18 protein-coding genes are annotated in these 15,996 nt (G+C 63.7%); 9 read left to right on the top strand and 9 right to left on the bottom strand.

What is annotated here, in order from left to right; all coding sequences use genetic code 11:
* Nucleotides 1-391 precede the first annotated feature (391 nt).
* The 3 genes from N2605_RS02425 to N2605_RS02415 all read left to right on the top strand — a co-directional run bounded on the left by N2605_RS02425 (nucleotide 392) and on the right by N2605_RS02415 (nucleotide 3,188).
* The gene (locus tag N2605_RS02425) at nucleotides 392-1,330 is read left to right on the top strand and encodes a PhnA-like protein (RefSeq protein ID WP_260345706.1); all 939 of its coding nucleotides are present in this window, start codon (nucleotides 392-394) and stop codon (nucleotides 1,328-1,330) included.
* 435 nt (nucleotides 1,331-1,765) lie between these two features.
* Entirely contained in the window at nucleotides 1,766-2,560 is a 795-nt protein-coding gene (locus tag N2605_RS02420; RefSeq protein ID WP_081492964.1) for a YsnF/AvaK domain-containing protein, read from the top strand.
* Between the two features lie 379 nt (nucleotides 2,561-2,939).
* Nucleotides 2,940-3,188, top strand: a complete 249-nt coding sequence (locus N2605_RS02415; protein ID WP_260345705.1) for a nuclear transport factor 2 family protein — start codon at nucleotides 2,940-2,942, stop codon at nucleotides 3,186-3,188.
* Nucleotides 3,189-3,205: 17 nt separating this feature from the next.
* Here N2605_RS02415 and N2605_RS02410 read toward each other — a convergent pair whose 3' ends face one another.
* The 3 genes from N2605_RS02410 to N2605_RS02400 form a co-directional block, all read right to left on the bottom strand.
* Nucleotides 3,206-3,961 (bottom strand): SDR family NAD(P)-dependent oxidoreductase, encoded by a 756-nt coding sequence (locus N2605_RS02410; RefSeq protein WP_260345704.1) that lies wholly within the window; start codon nucleotides 3,959-3,961, stop codon nucleotides 3,206-3,208.
* Nucleotides 3,958-5,199 carry an ABC transporter substrate-binding protein gene (locus tag N2605_RS02405; RefSeq protein WP_425248832.1) on the bottom strand — a complete coding sequence of 414 codons (1,242 nt, stop codon included), beginning with the start codon at nucleotides 5,197-5,199 and terminating at the stop codon, nucleotides 3,958-3,960. Before N2605_RS02405 ends, N2605_RS02410 begins: the two co-directional genes overlap by 4 nt.
* Before the next feature lie 84 nt (nucleotides 5,200-5,283).
* The gene (locus tag N2605_RS02400) at nucleotides 5,284-6,087 is read right to left on the bottom strand and encodes an acetoacetate decarboxylase family protein (RefSeq protein WP_199751045.1); all 804 of its coding nucleotides are present in this window, start codon (nucleotides 6,085-6,087) and stop codon (nucleotides 5,284-5,286) included.
* 169 nt (nucleotides 6,088-6,256) lie between these two features.
* Between N2605_RS02400 and xseA the strand changes: the two genes are divergently transcribed.
* Nucleotides 6,257-7,876 carry an exodeoxyribonuclease VII large subunit gene (gene xseA / locus N2605_RS02395; protein WP_260345703.1) on the top strand — a complete coding sequence of 540 codons (1,620 nt, stop codon included), beginning with the start codon at nucleotides 6,257-6,259 and terminating at the stop codon, nucleotides 7,874-7,876.
* A gap of 130 nt (nucleotides 7,877-8,006) precedes the next feature.
* On the opposite strand, the gene N2605_RS02390 is transcribed toward xseA, so the two are convergent.
* Nucleotides 8,007-8,153, bottom strand: a complete 147-nt coding sequence (locus N2605_RS02390) for a hypothetical protein (protein ID WP_197424412.1) — start codon at nucleotides 8,151-8,153, stop codon at nucleotides 8,007-8,009.
* A 64-nt stretch (nucleotides 8,154-8,217) separates the two neighbouring features.
* Nucleotides 8,218-9,012, bottom strand: coding sequence for a dienelactone hydrolase family protein (locus N2605_RS02385; protein ID WP_260345702.1), 795 nt, complete (start codon nucleotides 9,010-9,012; stop codon nucleotides 8,218-8,220).
* Between the two features lie 192 nt (nucleotides 9,013-9,204).
* Between N2605_RS02385 and N2605_RS02380 the strand changes: the two genes are divergently transcribed.
* The 5 genes from N2605_RS02380 (at nucleotide 9,205) to N2605_RS02360 (ending at nucleotide 12,395) form a co-directional block, all read left to right on the top strand.
* On the top strand, nucleotides 9,205-9,429 hold the full coding sequence (locus N2605_RS02380) for a DUF2093 domain-containing protein (protein ID WP_036009228.1): 225 nt from the start codon (nucleotides 9,205-9,207) through the stop codon (nucleotides 9,427-9,429).
* 304 nt (nucleotides 9,430-9,733) lie between these two features.
* Entirely contained in the window at nucleotides 9,734-10,969 is a 1,236-nt protein-coding gene (locus tag N2605_RS02375; RefSeq protein WP_225186179.1) for a TadE/TadG family type IV pilus assembly protein, read from the top strand.
* Nucleotides 10,970-10,980: 11 nt separating this feature from the next.
* Nucleotides 10,981-11,484, top strand: a complete 504-nt coding sequence (locus N2605_RS02370) for a TadE/TadG family type IV pilus assembly protein (RefSeq protein ID WP_081494560.1) — start codon at nucleotides 10,981-10,983, stop codon at nucleotides 11,482-11,484.
* On the top strand, nucleotides 11,481-11,858 hold the full coding sequence (locus tag N2605_RS02365) for a TadE/TadG family type IV pilus assembly protein (protein WP_036009226.1): 378 nt from the start codon (nucleotides 11,481-11,483) through the stop codon (nucleotides 11,856-11,858). Before N2605_RS02370 ends, N2605_RS02365 begins: the two co-directional genes overlap by 4 nt.
* A gap of 309 nt (nucleotides 11,859-12,167) precedes the next feature.
* Nucleotides 12,168-12,395 carry a hypothetical protein gene (locus N2605_RS02360; protein ID WP_225113340.1) on the top strand — a complete coding sequence of 76 codons (228 nt, stop codon included), beginning with the start codon at nucleotides 12,168-12,170 and terminating at the stop codon, nucleotides 12,393-12,395.
* A 317-nt stretch (nucleotides 12,396-12,712) separates the two neighbouring features.
* On the opposite strand, the gene lpxK is transcribed toward N2605_RS02360, so the two are convergent.
* Genes lpxK through N2605_RS02340 form a run of 4 tightly spaced genes read right to left on the bottom strand, consistent with a single transcriptional unit; the run spans nucleotide 12,713 to nucleotide 15,989 of the window.
* Complete coding sequence (gene lpxK / locus N2605_RS02355; protein WP_260345701.1) at nucleotides 12,713-13,729, bottom strand: tetraacyldisaccharide 4'-kinase; 1,017 nt, start codon at nucleotides 13,727-13,729, stop codon at nucleotides 12,713-12,715.
* Nucleotides 13,722-15,038, bottom strand: coding sequence for a 3-deoxy-D-manno-octulosonic acid transferase (locus N2605_RS02350; RefSeq protein WP_260345700.1), 1,317 nt, complete (start codon nucleotides 15,036-15,038; stop codon nucleotides 13,722-13,724). The genes lpxK and N2605_RS02350 overlap by 8 nt, the downstream gene beginning before the upstream one ends.
* A complete protein-coding gene (locus N2605_RS02345; RefSeq protein WP_036039958.1) occupies nucleotides 15,031-15,750 on the bottom strand; it encodes a lysophospholipid acyltransferase family protein in 720 nt (239 codons plus the stop codon). Before N2605_RS02345 ends, N2605_RS02350 begins: the two co-directional genes overlap by 8 nt.
* Nucleotides 15,747-15,989 (bottom strand): DUF4170 domain-containing protein, encoded by a 243-nt coding sequence (locus N2605_RS02340; RefSeq protein WP_036039955.1) that lies wholly within the window; start codon nucleotides 15,987-15,989, stop codon nucleotides 15,747-15,749. The genes N2605_RS02345 and N2605_RS02340 overlap by 4 nt, the downstream gene beginning before the upstream one ends.
* Nucleotides 15,990-15,996 lie beyond the last annotated feature (7 nt).

Genomic DNA, 15,996 nt, shown 5'->3' with positions numbered 1-15,996 from the left:
GCGGAAGCTCGGACCTTTGGGCGTGATCGGCAGCTTGTGACCCGATGGCGAAGTTCGGTTTGGTTCAGATATGGTCAGCTGATCGGGGGGACACCGGAAGTGACGCAGGGTCGTTCGAGCCGGCTCTTTTGACCAGAGCGGACATTTGCGCCTGCGTGCTACGGTCGGCTTCGCTCATTGGGAGGTGAATGAAACAGGGCAGTCTTGTGCCTTCACTTCCCCAGTCGGAGAGCCGCTCTGCTCGAACTCGGCGGAGGGACAGTTCGGAGGTGCACGCTAGCGGGCATTTGAGTGGCCGTGCTGCTAGGGCTTGCAGTTGAGGTCTGCGATTTTAGGAACGTCGGACGCAAAAGCAAGTTGCGGCATCAAACAGACTTCAAGGATCAACGTCATGGCCAACTCTCCCGAAATGGTTCATTCAAGCCACCGCACGCCGCCTCAGACGAGCGATGTCGTTCCCGCCGACGAAATTCGCACAATCATGTTGAATCAGGTTGCGTGGGGCGCGGTTTTCTCGGGTGCAGCCATCGCGCTTGTGATGCAGATTATTCTAAACATGATCGGCCTTGGCGTGGGTTTATCCACGGTAGACGTTGGGGAAGGTAGCACGCCCAGCGCAAGCTCGATGTCGGTTGGTGCAGGTATCTGGTTTATAGTTTCCGGCATTCTGGCTGCGGCACTGGGCGGCTACATAGCCGGTCGGCTTTCTGGCAAGGCGTCTGCTTCAACGACGGCTTATCATGGATTAATGTCATGGGCAGTCTCAACGCTGGCGGTGATGTATCTGCTTTCTTCCGCCGCTTCCGGCTTGGCTGGTGGCGCTCTCAGCACAGCATCTTCCGCTTTGGGCGGAGCGGGCAAAGCGCTGGGAGGGTCGGTCCAAACGGCAGTTCAAGCGGCAGCGCCTACGCTGAACAATGTTAGCGACCCGATGGCTGCCATCGAAAGCAAAGTTAAAGGCGCCTCGGGAGGGCAAGATCCCGCCGCGCTTCGTGATGCCGCGGCCACAGCCGTCCGCGCGGCGCTAACGGGTGACGCTTCTCAGCAGGCAGCGGCTAACGACAAGGCGGCCGAGGCTCTAGCCAAGGCTCAGAATATATCTCAAGACGAAGCAAAGGCGCAGATCAGTCAGTACCAACAGCAATATAAGGAAGCGGTAGCCAAGACGAAGGAGCAGGCAAAGCAGGCGGCGGATACAGCTGCCAAGCGCGTCTCACAAGGTGCATTGTTCGCGGCAGTGGCATTGTTACTGGGCGCCTTGGCCGCGTTCTTTGCAGGGCAAGCCGGGGCCGTGAATCCAACAGTGTCGGCGCAAGTCGCCCGTCGATGACAACAACGACCCGAGAAATCGACTTCAGCTCGAACAACCAAGTTCGTCAGCTCACCGAAAGGCGTCGCTTCAGCGCTTTGTCCCTCGTTCGTTGAAGCAGGCGACCTGATCATGCATCATCTCTGGCAGATGATCAGAAGGTGGTCGCGCGCGGACGAGCGGCTCCAAACGATCGTCTTTGTGGCGACCGTGGCTTCATTCGCGGCATGGATGGTTACGCAATCGCTCCGGGTTTTGTCGGACTAAGGACGAGGTGAGTGTTCGATAAGCTGATTTGCAGCCTGTCGCGACAGTATGCTCGCATCGCCGCCGGTCCAAATCTAAGAGCGGTAGCTCCAAGCTCGCGTCGTTGCCCGGCAGCCCCGTCTATAGCGAGCGCTTCGCAAACCTTGCGAAAAAAATTAAGAACGATGCGTTGTCTCTGGCGTTGGGCGCATGTCCATAGAGGAGGCAAACATGCAAGGACAATGCGTGGTAGCAGTATACAACTCTCGTAACGATGCAGAGGAAGCGTACCGTGCTGTGGTCGGTTCAGGCGTTCCAGCAGATCATGTGAGGCTGAGCAATCAGCCATCACAGTCAAGCAGCGAAAGAGCAAGCGAAAGCTCGGATGGAGGAAGTTTCTGGGACTGGCTGTTTGGAAGCGATGTACCGGCAGACGAGCGCCGCCTGTATGAAAGCCACATGGAACGGGGCGGCACCGCATTGTCGGTGCTAGTGGATGCTCCCACCATGGCCGATCTCGAACGCATCGAAGGTGTGCTGCAGGAGTACAATCCGGTCGAGATCCACGAAGAAAATGGGGGCGGCTCGACAGCGGTCGGAAGCGGAGTGTCAGGACCCTCGGTGAGGCAAGAAGGGTATGACTCTCAAGGCCACGAACCCGAGAAGGTTATCCCTCTCCCGGAAGAAGAATTGAAGGTGGGCAAACGGGCCACCGAAACCGTCAAGCATATAAGAACTTACGTAGTCGAGGAGCCTGTACAAAAGGACGTACAACTGCGCGATGAGCGAACTGTCATCGAGCGCCGTCCAGCTACGGGAGCTGCGACAGGGCAACCAACGGAACGGGAGTACGAGGTGCGAGAGCTGCATGAGGAGCCCGTAGTCCAGAAGGAGACTCGAGCCGGTGAAGAACTGGTGGTACGCAAAGAAGCGGCCGAACGTACTGAGAGAGTTGCTGATACGGTGAAGAAAACCAGGGCCGACATCGACAAGACTGAGCGTTGAGCTAGCTGATCAACCGCCGGCATCAAAGATCGGCAGTGGCGAGTGAGGGCGGCTTTGGGCCGCTCTCACTTGCTCGGATATTAAAATAGTCGTGCGTCAGAGCGAAAGCGCCAGCACTTCATCGGCCTCACAGCTGTTGGCTCACATGCACGGTAGATCGGACGCGGGGGCCGTGCTCACTTCGACCGCCGCTTGTGGCCCTTAGGCGAGGTTCAGGCGGCGTACACGTTGGTTGGGACAGAGCGGGAGCGACCGGCCGAGCTTCCAAACGGCGCTGATGACCCGAAGGCGACATCGACCAAACGTCTAATCGGCCCTTCAACTCACCTGTGTGCCCTTATGTTATTGTATCCCTTCCGAGAACTCGATGGAGGGAAGGATGGACATCCGATGGAAATTGACGGCGCCGGGTGAAGCGTTCAACGCGCACGACTTGGATTCCATCATGGAGTTCTTTGCTGACGATTGTATCTTGGAGATGCCGAGGGGAAGCAAGCCTTGGGGCTCCCGCTTCGAAGGCAAACGCAACGTACGAGACGGGCTCGCGACGCGCTTTGAAGGCTTGCCGGATGTTCACTACGGCGACGCCGAGCATTTTGCGGATACGATGGCAAACACGGGCATTTAAAAATGGACGCTCACGCTCTAACCGGCGGTCATGCCGGCATCGACGATCCAGGCCGCGCCGTTCACGTGAGCAGCCTCGTCGGATGCGAGGAAGGCAACGATGTTCGCGACGTCCTGCGGTCGTCCGTGCGCGCTCGCAGCATTTCGACGCATTGTGATGGCGCCCTCGCGGGCCTGGCCTTCCAACTCCCGGATCATGCGCGACTCGACCGGACCGGGCAGAACGGCGTTGACCCTGATCTTCGTTCCGGCGACATCGAGCGCTGCCGTGCGCGTCAGTCCGAGCACGGCGTGCTTGGAGGCGACGTAGCCTGCGAGCCCTGCACGTCCGCGGATCGCGGACGTCGATGCGGTGTTGATGATCGCGCCTGTCCCACGCTGCAACATTCGTGCGATCACGTGCTTGAGGCCGAGAAAAACGCCCTTGACGTTCACCTGCAGCAATTGATCGAACGTTTCGTCGGGATATTCGTGAAGAGGAGCGACGACGCCCTCGATGCCCGCGTTGTTGGCGAAGATGCCGATCGGCCCCAGACGTGCTTCGGTCGCCTCTACGAATGCGATCGTATCCTGAGCGAGGGAGACATCCGCGCGGATGGCGAGCGCCCTTGCCCCGGCCTTCTCGACCAGCTGCGCGGTGGCGCGTGCAGCCGCTTCGTCGCGGTCGACGATCGCGACCGCAGCGCTCATCTGCGCCAACTTTAGCGCAATGGCGCGCCCGATATCGCCCCCGCCGCCCGTGACCAGCGCGACCGGCCGATCAGTGCCACTCACGACTTCAGGAACTCGCAGCCGCCATCCGCCAGCGGCCGCCAGGCCTCGGACGGCGCGATGGTCTTGACCAGCTTGTAATAGTCCCAGGAATATTTGGAATCGCTGGGGGTCTTCACCTCGAACAGATACATGTTGTGCAGCTTGCGACCGTCGGCGCGCACGCTACCCTTGCCGAAAAGAGGATCGTCGGTCGGCAGCTTCTTCATCTGGTCGACCACCGCCTTGCCGTCGCTGGAGGCGCCAAGCGCATCAACGGCCTTCAGATAATGCAGCGTCGTGGCGTAGGCACCCGCATGCAGCGCGGTCGGATAGCGGCCGTTGTTGCGCGGCGCGAATCGCTTGGTCCAGGCACGCGTATCGTCATTCAGATCCCAATAGAAAGCTTCGGTGAACTGCAGCCCCTGCGCAATCTTCAAGCCGAGCGAATGCACGTCGCTGAGATACAGCACGGTCGCCACCACGCGCTGGCCGCCTTGCGGAATCCCGAATTCGACGGCCTGCTTGATGGAGTTGATGGTGTCGCCGCCGGCGTTGATCAATGCGATGATTTCCGCCTTCGAAGACTGCGCCTGCAACAGGAAGGATGAGAAATCCTGCGTGTTGATCGGCGTGCGGACGCCGCCGAGAACCTTGCCGCCGAATTTCTGCACGACGTTCTTGATGTCGCCTTCCATGGCATGACCGAAGGCGTAGTCGGCAGTGAGCAGGAACCAGCTCTTGCCGCCGCTCTCGACGACGGCGCGCGCGACACCCGACGAGAGCGCGTAAGTGTCGTAGGTCCAGTGCACGAGATTGGGCGAGCAGGACTTGCCGGTCAGGTCCGACGACGAGGCGCCGGAGACCAGCAGCGTCTTGTTGTTCTGCTGCACGACGTTGCGCACCGCGAGGGCGACGGCCGAGTTCGGCGCATCGACGATGACATCGACGCCTTGCCGGTCGATCCACTCGCGCGCGATATTGGCGCCGAGATCAGCCTTGTTCATGTGGTCGCCGCTGATGATCTCGATCGGCCGGGTCATCCTGGGAGACGATGCCTGGAAATCCTCGACCGCCATCCTTGCCGCCAGCAGCGAGCCCGGGCCGGTGACATCGGCATAGAGGCTGGACATATCAGTCAGCACGCCGATGCGGAGCGGCTTTGCTTCTTGCGCCCGTGCACCGAGCCCCGTCATGCCCAACGCCAATCCGCCGGCGCCAGCCAGCAGCCGGCGGCGGCTCACTCGAAATCGTGCTGCCATGGGCAGACCCTCCTTTGCCTTATGCGTGTTTCTTCCCAATTTTCGTCGCCCGCATGTACATCGCACGCAGGCTGATCTTGTCGTTCAGGGCGTGAGGCGCTCGACGAGCCTGCGATCCTCGACCTCGAATCCGCCGCCATAGACGTCCGACACCATGAAATGCGCGCCGAGGATTTCCGGTTCGAGCTCGGCAATCGGATCGTACGCGCTGGCGTGCAGCGTCATTGAGGCACGGCCCGGCACTGGCTTGGAGTATTTCAGCGGCGTGCGGCGATAGGCGATGTCCGCATAGGCCGTGCCGAGCCGCTCGGGATGCGGCAGACGGCGCACATGGATCTCGCCGGCCGGCAGCTCGTCGCCGTCGACGATGCGGACGACCGGCGCAGACGGATCCGGCGTGAAGGCGAAATCGGCGAGCGGAATGCCGCGGCGGCGGACCCATCCAGTGATCGATCCATCGGCATGCTCGTCGAACGCGTAATGCGCATCCTTCTTGGTGTAGCCGAACACCTCGCGCCCGGCGCAGATCCCCATGGGATCGCTGCAATACATGAAGATGTGCGTCTCGGTGAACAGCCCCTTGTAGCGCACGGGCACCGAGATCATCAGGTCGAACATCTCGCCCGCGTGCACGGCGAGGGAATGGCCAGGCGAACGCATGAAACGAAAGGCCACGCGGTCGCTGGCGATCTCGAACGGCGTCTCTGCGAGCAAGGTCGCGACCTTGCCGGGCGCGACACGGGTCATGATCTCGACGGTGCGCAAGGTGCAGCCCCACTCCACCGGATAAGCCGGCGAATAGGGCGGATTGACCCCGCTATTCGGCTTGAGCTGGTACTGCCCGAACATGCGTCCGCGCGGGTCGTCGGGATCGGTGACCACAGCCATGGGGCCGCTTCCTCTGATTTATATATGATTTGTAAATTTCATATATGAAATTTAGGTCGAGTCAAGTTGCCTTCCAAGCTGCGGTTCCTTGGGTCTACCGAATCGATTGGCGCTGCGGCGCGAAAATCCTTAACGTCGGGCCTGACCCCGAAATGCCGAATCGTTTGCTATGCCGCCTGCGGAACAACTGCTCAACGCGCCTGAATTCACCGTCTCCGAACTGTCCCTGTCCCTGAAGCGGACGGTCGAGGACGCCTTCGGCCATGTCCGCGTCCGCGGCGAGATCTCCGGCTTCCGCGGGGCGCATTCCTCCGGCCATTGCTATTTCGCGCTCAAGGACGAGAGCGCCAAGATCGAGGCGGTGATCTGGAAGGGCGTGCACAGCCGCATGCGCTTCAAGCCCCAGGAGGGGCTCGAGGTGATCGCCACCGGCAAGCTGACGACCTATCCCGGCTCCTCGAAATACCAGATCGTGATCGAGGCGCTGGAGCCGGCCGGCATCGGCGCGCTGATGGCGCTGATGGAGGAGCGCAAAAAGAAGCTCGCCGCCGAGGGCCTGTTTGACGAGGCGCGCAAGCAGCTCCTGCCGTGGCTGCCGGAGGTGATCGGCGTCGTGACCTCGCCGACCGGCGCCGTCATCCGCGACATCCTGCATCGGCTGGAGGACCGTTTTCCCCGCCGCGTGCTGGTGTGGCCGGTCAAGGTGCAGGGCGACGGCTCGGCCGAGCAGGTCGCGGCCGCGATCCGCGGCTTCAACGCGCTCTCCGAGGGCGGCCGGATTCCGCGGCCCGATGTGCTCATCGTCGCGCGCGGCGGCGGCTCGCTGGAGGACCTCTGGTCGTTCAACGAGGAGATCGTGGTGCGCGCCGCCGCCGAGAGCATGATCCCGCTGATCTCGGCGGTGGGGCACGAGACCGACATCACGCTGATCGATTTCGTCGCCGACAAGCGCGCGCCGACGCCGACGGCGGCGGCCGAGATGGCGGTGCCGGTGCGCAGCGACCTGTTCGTCGAAGTCGGCGATCTCGGGCGCCGCACCCGCGCCTGTTGGCAGCGCGCCCAGGAGAGCCGCCGCAGCGAGCTGCGCGCCGCCGCGCGCGCGCTGCCGGCGGCCGGCGATCTCCTGGCGATCCCGCGGCAGCGACTGGATTCGGCAGGCGCGTCCCTGCCCCGCTGTCTCAAGGCCAACACGCATGCGCATTTCCGCAGGTTCACCGCGGCCAGCGCGAAGCTGACGCTGCGGGTGCTGCACGGCCAGATCTCGCAGGCCGATCATCGCCTCACCGTTTGCGGCGAGCGGCTTGGTCTCTCCACGCGCTCGCTGCTGCGGCAGCGGCGCGACCGCTTTGCGGGCTTGCAGGTGCGGCTGCGGGCCTCAAAGCTTGCGAATGCGCAGGCGCAGCGCAACGCGATTGCCCGCCAGCGCGAGCGCACGCATCGTCTGACTGAGCGGGCGCAGCGTGCGCTCGTCACGCTGCTGCACCGGCTGGAGGCGCGGGTCGAGAACAGCGGCAAGCTGCTCTCCGCGCTGTCCTATCGCAGCGTGCTCGCGCGCGGCTTTGCGCTGGTGCGCGACGAGGCCGGCCATCCCGTGCATGCGGCTGATGCGATCGGCCCCGGCGCGCGGGTCGAGATCGAGTTCGCGGACGGCCGCGTCGGCGCAACGGCGGATGCAGATCGCGCGGCACCTGCGGAGAGGCGCGCACCGGCGCAGCCGAAGCCGGCTGCGGAGACGAAGCCGGCGCCGAGGCGATTGGTCAAGCCGGTGGATCAGGGCAGCTTGTTCTGAGGGAGCGAGCACGGGCTCTATCCGCGTCATTGCGAGCGCAGCGAAGCAATCCAGAGTCTTTCCGCGGAGGGACTCTGGATTGCTTCGTCGCAAGGGCTCCTCGCAATGACGACGAGGAAACAGCGTGCCCCTACCGGCACGACAATCCCGCCTCGATCGTGGTCCAGAAGCCGCAATGGTCCGGCGCGCGGTGGGGGCCGGCGTGGGCTTCGAACAGCAGGATCGCGACGGTGAAGACGATCAGGGCGGAGGCAAAGAGCGTGATGCGGCCATGCATGTGAGATGCGTTTAATCGACATCGTGGTCGAATGATGGCGCGGGCACGTGCTACGGCACCGCCATCACCGCGCCAGCCATTGCGCGACGTCCTTCTGCGAGGCGGCGCGGGCTTCGGCATCTCCGTGCTCGGGCGCGGCGGCTGCGTGCACCGGCGCGCCGGCGCGGTCGAAATCGTGATCGGCGCCGGGATAGACCACGATGCGCGCCAGCGCGCTGCGGCCGCGCGCGCCGTCCACCATCTGGCGGCAGGCCGGCGGCGACGACACCTCGTCATCGGCGCCGATCAAGACCAGCGTCGGCACCCGCGTGCTCCAGCCGAGGCCCGCCGAGATCCGGCAATCCGGATAGAACGCAATCGCGGCGCGGAAGTCCGGACCGTGATCGCGCCCCGCGCTCTGCGGACGCACGGCCCAGAGCAGCGCGCTCGCACCATTGGCCCAGCCGATCAGGCTGACACGGTCCCGCGCCACGAAAGGCTGCTGCATCAGCCAGGCGCGCGCGGCCGCGATATCGGCGACGCGTTCGCGCCGCGCCTTGACGTGCATCTCCTTGACGCGGCATTGCGGGCCGAGCTCGCGCGAGCCGTAGCTGTCGGGCAGCAGCACGGCATTGCCCGCCTTGAGCAGACGCTCGGCCCATTCGCGATAGCGCGGCAGCACGGGATCGGAATGGCTACCCAGCCCGCCGCAGCCGTGCAGCGCGATCACGGCCGGGAACGGCCCCTCGCCCGCGGGCTTGTAGAGCTGCGCATGGAGCACCCCGGAGGCGAGCGGAATTTCGACCGGCTGCGGCGCCGGGGCGGCGTGCGCGGCCGACATCAGCAGCGTCAGGAACAAAGCGGCGAGGCGAAGGCGCATCGGACTCTGCGGCAGGAGCTGCCGGAACCGGCGCCCCTTCGACCGAAGCCTTATCATGCGAAAACGGCGGCAAATCATCACGAACCGGTGGGTTTAACGGGCGGACAAGCCACCCCATCTATGCTACATCCCGTCCAACACATCGTGCCTTCCACGGCGTTCCTGGAGAGGCCCCCACGGAGACTTTCGACCGTGCTGAACAAGTTCGGCCCCTCGGGCCATGGCGAAGCGCAGGTGCAATATCTCGACGGCGATTTCCGCGTGATCTCGCCGGGGACTTTCGTGCGCTGCGCGATCACCGACGTCCGCATCCCGCTCGACGAGCTGAAGTACTGGAGCGTCGATCTGCAGGAGGCCTATGCCACGCCCACCGCGGTGCTGCAGCGGCATTTTCCCGGCGCGCTGAAGCAGCCGTGATCCTTCGGCTCTCGCAACTCTCGTAAGGCGGGTAAAACCGGCAGACCTATAATGCTGGCGGTAACAATTGCAGAGTGCAATTCCATCTGACTTCTCCTGGACGCGGCTTCATTCCATAAGATTGCGGCCATGAATGCCGGCTGAATGTTCGCCGATATTTAAAATTGTCAGGCTTCCATTGGGGCCCATTTAAGCCGGCCCGCACCACATTGCCTCGGGATAAAGTGGCAAGCGGGCAGGAAGCATGGACCTCCGGAGAATTTTCAGCCGTTCGTTCGGTGTACCTTCGAGCGCAAGGGATCATTTGCTCGAACGGTTCATCCGCGACGAGCAGGGCAGCTACGTGCTCATTTCTGCGGTGCTCATGCCGGTCCTGGTCGGCACCGCCGGCCTGGGAACGGAAGTGGGCTGGTGGTACTACAAGCACAAGAACATGCAGAGCGTTGCAGATTCCGGCGCAGTCAGCGCTGCGACGGCTGCCAGTGTCGGCGGCGACCCCTCGTCGGAAGCCAAGGCGGTCGCGGCAAATTATGGTTACACCGACGGCGCGAACGACGTCACTGTCACCGTGAACCAGCCACCGAAAACAGGCAGTCAAGCGTCGAACGCGCAGGCCATCGAAGTCATCGTCAGTCAACCGCAGCGTCGGCTGCTGTCGGCCTTGTTCGGCTCGGATCGCGTACCAATCACCGCGCGCTCGGTCGCGCTGCCCAACTCCGGGACGGGCTGCGTCCTTGCGCTCAACAGGAGCGCAAGCCCCGCCGTCAACGTCAGCGGCGGCAACCAGCTCAACCTGATCAAGTGCAATCTCTACAGCAATTCGAGCGCGAGCCCCTCGCTCAACGTCGCCGGCAGCGCCTCGGTGGCGGCAAACCAGGTCGGCGTGGTCGGCGACGTCTCCGGCGCGAGCAGCATCACGGCGACCAACGGGGTCAAGACGCACATCACGCCTGTCGCCGATCCCTATGCTGACGTCACTCCGCCGACGCGGCCGAGTTGCAGCAATGCCAAGATCACGGTCAACGCCAACGGAAAGACGAACTCGCTCGACCCCGGCTGCTACATGGGCAGCATCACGGTCAACGCCGGCGCAGTCCTGAACCTCAATCCCGGCATCTACTATCTGGACGGCGCCAGCTTGAGCGTCGCCGGAAATGCCACCATCACCGGCAGCGGCGTCACCCTGGTGTTCACGGGCTCCGGCAGCGACTGGGGCACCGCCTCGATCGGCAGCAACGCGAGCGTCGACCTGACCGGCCCGACCAGCGGCCCGACGAAGGGCATCGTCATGTACGGCGACCGCAACATGCCGGCCGGGACCAATTTCAATCTCACCGGCGGTGCTACGCAGAATTTCGGCGGTGCCATCTACCTGCCGAAGGCCAATCTCAGCTTCAGCGGCGGCAACGGCACCAGCACGTCCTGCACCAAGATCATCGCGGATACGCTAACGTTCAGCGGCACGTCGAACCTGCAGGTCAATTGCACCGCGCTCGGCACCGCGACGATCGGTTCGCAGACCGCGCAGCTCGTCGAATGAGGTTTGGAGCGATGCAGATCCAGAATGTCTCATCCAGGTTTGGCCGTCGATGGCTTGGTTATCTGGCGCGGCACGTGCGCAATGCGGCCGGCGATCAACGGGGCGTCGCGGCAGCCGAATTCGCCATCCTGGTTCCCCTGCTGTCCCTGATGGTCGTCTCGGTCACGGACATCGGGCTTGCCCTCTATCGCAAGATGCAGGTCGAAAATGCCGCGCAAGCGGGAGCCCAGTACGCGATTGCGCGCGGCTTCGACACGAGCGGCATCGCGAACGCCGTCGCAAGTGCCACCAGCGCGACGAACATTACCGCTTCACCTCCGCCGGTCCAGTTCTGCGGATGTCCGACGAGTGCGGGCGTGAGCGCCACCAGCTGCGGAACGGTCTGCACCGGCGGTGCGCCGGCCGGAACATATACGACGGTCTCGGCGCAAGCGACGTACTATACGATCATCGACTATCAGATCGTGGCGGCTACCTACACATACACCGCGCAGTCCACCACGAGGCTGCAGTGAAGCTCACCGCATTATGGCGGGACACGCGCGGCACCACAGCGCTGGAATTTGCGCTGACCGCTCCCGTGTTCTTCCTGTTCATATTCGGGATCATCGAATGCGGGCTGCTGTTCTGGACTCAGCTCGGAATCCAGCATGGCAGCGAAATGGCCGCGCGCTGCGCGAGCGTCAACAACACGCTCTGCCCGAGCAGCGGCGCGATCACGACCTACGCTGCCCAGCAGGCCTACGGCCTCACGCTCCCCCCGGGGACATTCACCTTTGCCACGGCCGCATGCGGCAACCAGGTCAGCGCGAGCTATTCATTTGAGTTTCCGCAGATCATCAACCTGTCTCCGATCACGCTGACCGCGCGAGCCTGCTTCCCGAGTTGAGGTCGCCGACAGAAAAATGGATTCTGCCATGCCAATCGCTTGCGTTCTACATTCCTTGCAGCCGTGGGTGAGTCGTTTCGCCCTGTGGTTGGATTCTTTGTTGCAATTCCGCGCCCTAGAGTTGTTTGATGAAGTTCTGCTGAAACAAAGCACTGCTATAGTGCAGGTTAGGTAATTGGCCCTGTTCTTTTTATCGCACAGACGATCAGGTCAACCAAACAGCCATCGAGCGTTGGAATTGGCGCGGTCTGTGAACGGGCTCATATCGAAGAGCCATCTGACGGGCGACGATCACCTTGAAAGTTCGCGGTGGAATATCTGCAAATCGACAATCAAGCGATGGGGGTGATCATGCCCGCCATTTTCGACCTGCTCTATCGTGAATATTGCCGCGCCCGTCTCGCTGAGATGCGCAAACAGCTTCTGATCGCAGCTGAGCGCGCTGAAGCTGTCGCAGCGGATCATTATCCCGCGACGCTGAGTGACGATGAGAGAACGGACCCGCACCGCAAGACCGGTCTTGGCCTGCCGAATTGAAGCGGCTCCAAGACCGGCGATCACTCCCGCGTAGCAGTGACCAAGCAATTGGCAACAGTTTGGGAGACGGCAATGAATACACCCGAATGCTACACCGTCGTCGTCGCCTGCATGTCGTGCCTGACCATCATCGGATTGATGGCCGCCGGCGCGTGGTGAGCATGGCCCGTTGCAGACATGATTCCGACTTCGACATGAGTACAGCCGCCGCGTCGTCCGACGGCGGCGGCTGCGCTTTGGATCCGCAGATCAGCTTCCCGGCGGCGAATACGACACGTTTCGCGACCAGGGCAGAGACGTTGCCTCACGTTGCGCGATCAGCGCGCACTGAACCTTCGCTCGCGCGCTCTGTATAGATGATCGCTGATCAATTGCCGCAGCTTCGCCAGGTCATCGAACTCGAGCTGAACGGCGAACGGCAGGATGCCGTCAGGCACGCCTGCGCTGCCGCGCAAGCGTGCAAGATCCTTTTCCGTGGTCACCAGCGTGAGCTGCTCGCGCTGCGCCTCCGCTGCGAGCGCTGCGATCTCGCCTTCCGAAAACATGTGGTGGTCGGCGAAGGCGCGCGTGCGAACGACGTCGATCCCGCTCGCACGCAGGGTACGGAAGAAACGCTCTGGATCGCCGATGCCGGCGAAGGCGAACACCCGCTTGCCGAGCAGCTGCGCGAGCGAGGCCGCATCCGGCTTCAGGCGCGCGCGCAGCTCGGGCTTGTTCCGCTTGGCGATCTCCGCCGCGACGTCGTTGGCGGCATTGCCGTCGCCGATCAGCACCAGCGCATCGGTGCGCGCGAGCTGCGCCGCGAGCGGTGCGCGCAGGGGCCCTGCGGGAAACACCTCGCCGTTGCCGAGGCCGCGCTCGCCGTCAATCACGATCAACGAGGCATCCTTGAACAGAGCAGGATTCTGGAAGCCGTCATCCATCAGGATCACGGTGGCACCTTGCGACTTCGCCAGCGCGACGCCGTCGAGGCGGTCGCGCGCGACCACGACCGGGACGTCACGCGACATCATCAGGGGCTCATCGCCGACGTCGGCCGCATCGTGACGCTCGCGGTCCACCATCACCGGACCCTTCAGGCGCCCGCCATAGCCGCGGCTGAGCACGACCGGCGTCTCGCCGAGCTCGCGCAAGAGCTTGGTCAAGGCCAGCACGGTCGGGGTCTTGCCGGCACCGCCGACATGGTAGTTGCCGACACAGATCACGGGGATGCCGGCGTCCACGCCCTGGCGCAGCATGCGCCGTGCAGTGAACGCGCCGTAAAGCGCACCGAGCGGCCATAGCGCGTACGATTGAAGGGAGCGTGGCCGGTACCAAAAGGCCGGCTCACGCATTGGCGGCCCCCATCTCGATCCGCAATTGCAGCAGATACGGCTCGAGCGCGGTCATGGTGCGATCGAGCGCACCGCCAAGCTGCTCGACCACGCCCGTGCCTGCGCGCTGCATCTTGTCGCGCATGGTGGGATCGGCCAGCAACTGGCCGAGCTGCTTGACGAGCGCCTCCTGCGTGTCGGCTTGCCGCGCCCCGCCGCTGGTATCGAGCGCTTCATAGACGTCGGCGAAGTTGAACACGTGCGGACCGTGGACGATCGCGGCGCCCAGCTTGATCGCCTCGATCGGGTTCTGCCCGCCATGGTGGATCAGCGATCCGCCCATGAACACGATTCCCGAGAGCCGATAGAACAGGCCGAGCTCGCCCATGGTGTCGGCGACATAGACGTCGGTCGTCGCGGTCGGCAGCTCCTCGCGCGAGCGCAAGCTGGGCTTCAGGCCCGACGCCGTGACGAGGCCTGCGATCGATGAGCCGCGATCCGGGTGCCGCGGCACGATCACGGTGAGAAGCTGCGGGAAGAAGCCGACCAGGCTGCGATGCGCCGCGACCAGCATCTCGTCCTCGCCCGGATGGGTCGAGGCCGCGACGATGATCGGACGCCCGCGCGTCATCGCCATCAGCCGTTCGAGCTTGGCGGGGTCGGCCGGCGGCGCGGGCACGTCGAGCTTGAGATTGCCCGTCGTCGCGACGTCGCGGCCGCCGAGCGCGGCAAAGCGCTCGGCATCTTTCTTCGACTGCGCAAGACAGATGTCGAACCGCGACAACAGCGCCGAGATGGTGCCGTGCATGCGGCGCCAGCGCGGGAAGGAACGCGGCGACATCCGCCCGTTGATCAGCACCATCGGCACCCGGCGCGCCGCGCCGGCGAGGATCAGGTTCGGCCACAAATCGGATTCAATGAACAGCGCCAGCGACGGCTTCCAATGATCGAGGAAGCGCGCGACGTAGCGCGGCGAGTCATACGGCACGTATTGATGGATGACGTCGGGGGGAAAGCGTTTTGCGACGACCGCGGCCGAGGTGACCGTGCCCGAGGTGAGCAGGATGCGCAGATTGAGATCGCGCAGGCGCTCGATCAGGGCGGCCGCCGCCAGGACCTCGCCGACGCTGGCACCATGAATCCAGACCAACGGGCCGTGCGGCCGCACGTCGGCGGACAGGCCGCGCCGCTCGCCGACGCGGGCGGGATCCTCCTTGCCCTGCTTCAGCCGCCGCTTGATCAGCGCAGGCGCGAGTGGCACCAGGCCGGCGGCCAGGCGCCGATACATCCGCAGCGTGATCGGCAGCGCAATGGGCAGCGACTTAGGCATCTTCCGGTCCCGGACGGCCGAGCTGCGCGTAGGCGCGACGGGTCGCCTCGTTCAACGTGTCTTCCAGCTCCTGCCGCAACGTCTCCATCATGGCGGCGTCGGCATCTGCGGGAACGTGGATTTCCTTGATGCCGACCAAAGCGCCCCGCCCGAATGGCAAATTGATGGTGGTGCGATCCCAGTTCTTGAGCCGGACGAAGCGGCTGGTCGCCATCGCGAAAGGCATGATCGGCCGTCCCGATTCCCGTGCCAGCATGATAATGCCGAGCCCGACCACGCGCGAGCGCTTGGGGACATCGGCGGTCAACGCGACATTACAACCGGCCTGGAGCGTCCGCACCATTTCCTTGAAGGCGCCTACGCCACCTTTGCGGTGGAACGCGCCGCCATGGTCGCCGGAACCGCGGATCGTGCCGATCCCGAGCCGCTCGGCGGCGATGGCATTGAACTCGCCGTCGCGGTGCCGGGAGATCAGCACCTTGGCCCGATAGGAGGCCTTGTTCTGGTTCTTGATGAAGGGCGTCAGGAAATGCTGGCCGTGCCAGAACGCGAAGATCGCAGGGAGCTGCGGCTCGACGCGCTCGTAGACGTCGGGCGGATCGAAGGTGAAGGTGTTGGTCCGCCAGACCAGACGCAGATATTCGGCCGCCAGGACCCCGACGGCACGCTGAAACCAGCTGCTTCGCAGCGTATTGCGAAGCAGTTTCTTCAACGCGCCGGTTCTTGATTCGGATCGAGCAGCCGATGCAGGTGGACGATGAAGTAGCGCATCTGCGCGTTGTCGACCGTGCTCTGCGCCTTGGCCCGCCAGGCGGCGTGGGCGCTGGCATAGTTCGGATACAGGCCAACGATGTCGACCTCGTCCAGATTCTTGAAGGTGTTGTGCTCGAGATCGACGAGCTCGCCGCCGATGACGAGGTGGAGCAGTTGTTGCGGGGCGCTATCTGGCATGAGTTCT

It is taken from the genome of Bradyrhizobium yuanmingense, assembly GCF_025200905.1.
Classification (GTDB): domain Bacteria; phylum Pseudomonadota; class Alphaproteobacteria; order Rhizobiales; family Xanthobacteraceae; genus Bradyrhizobium; species Bradyrhizobium yuanmingense.
Note: the sequence above shows the minus strand (reverse complement) of the source record. Positions and strands in the feature narration are given on the sequence as shown.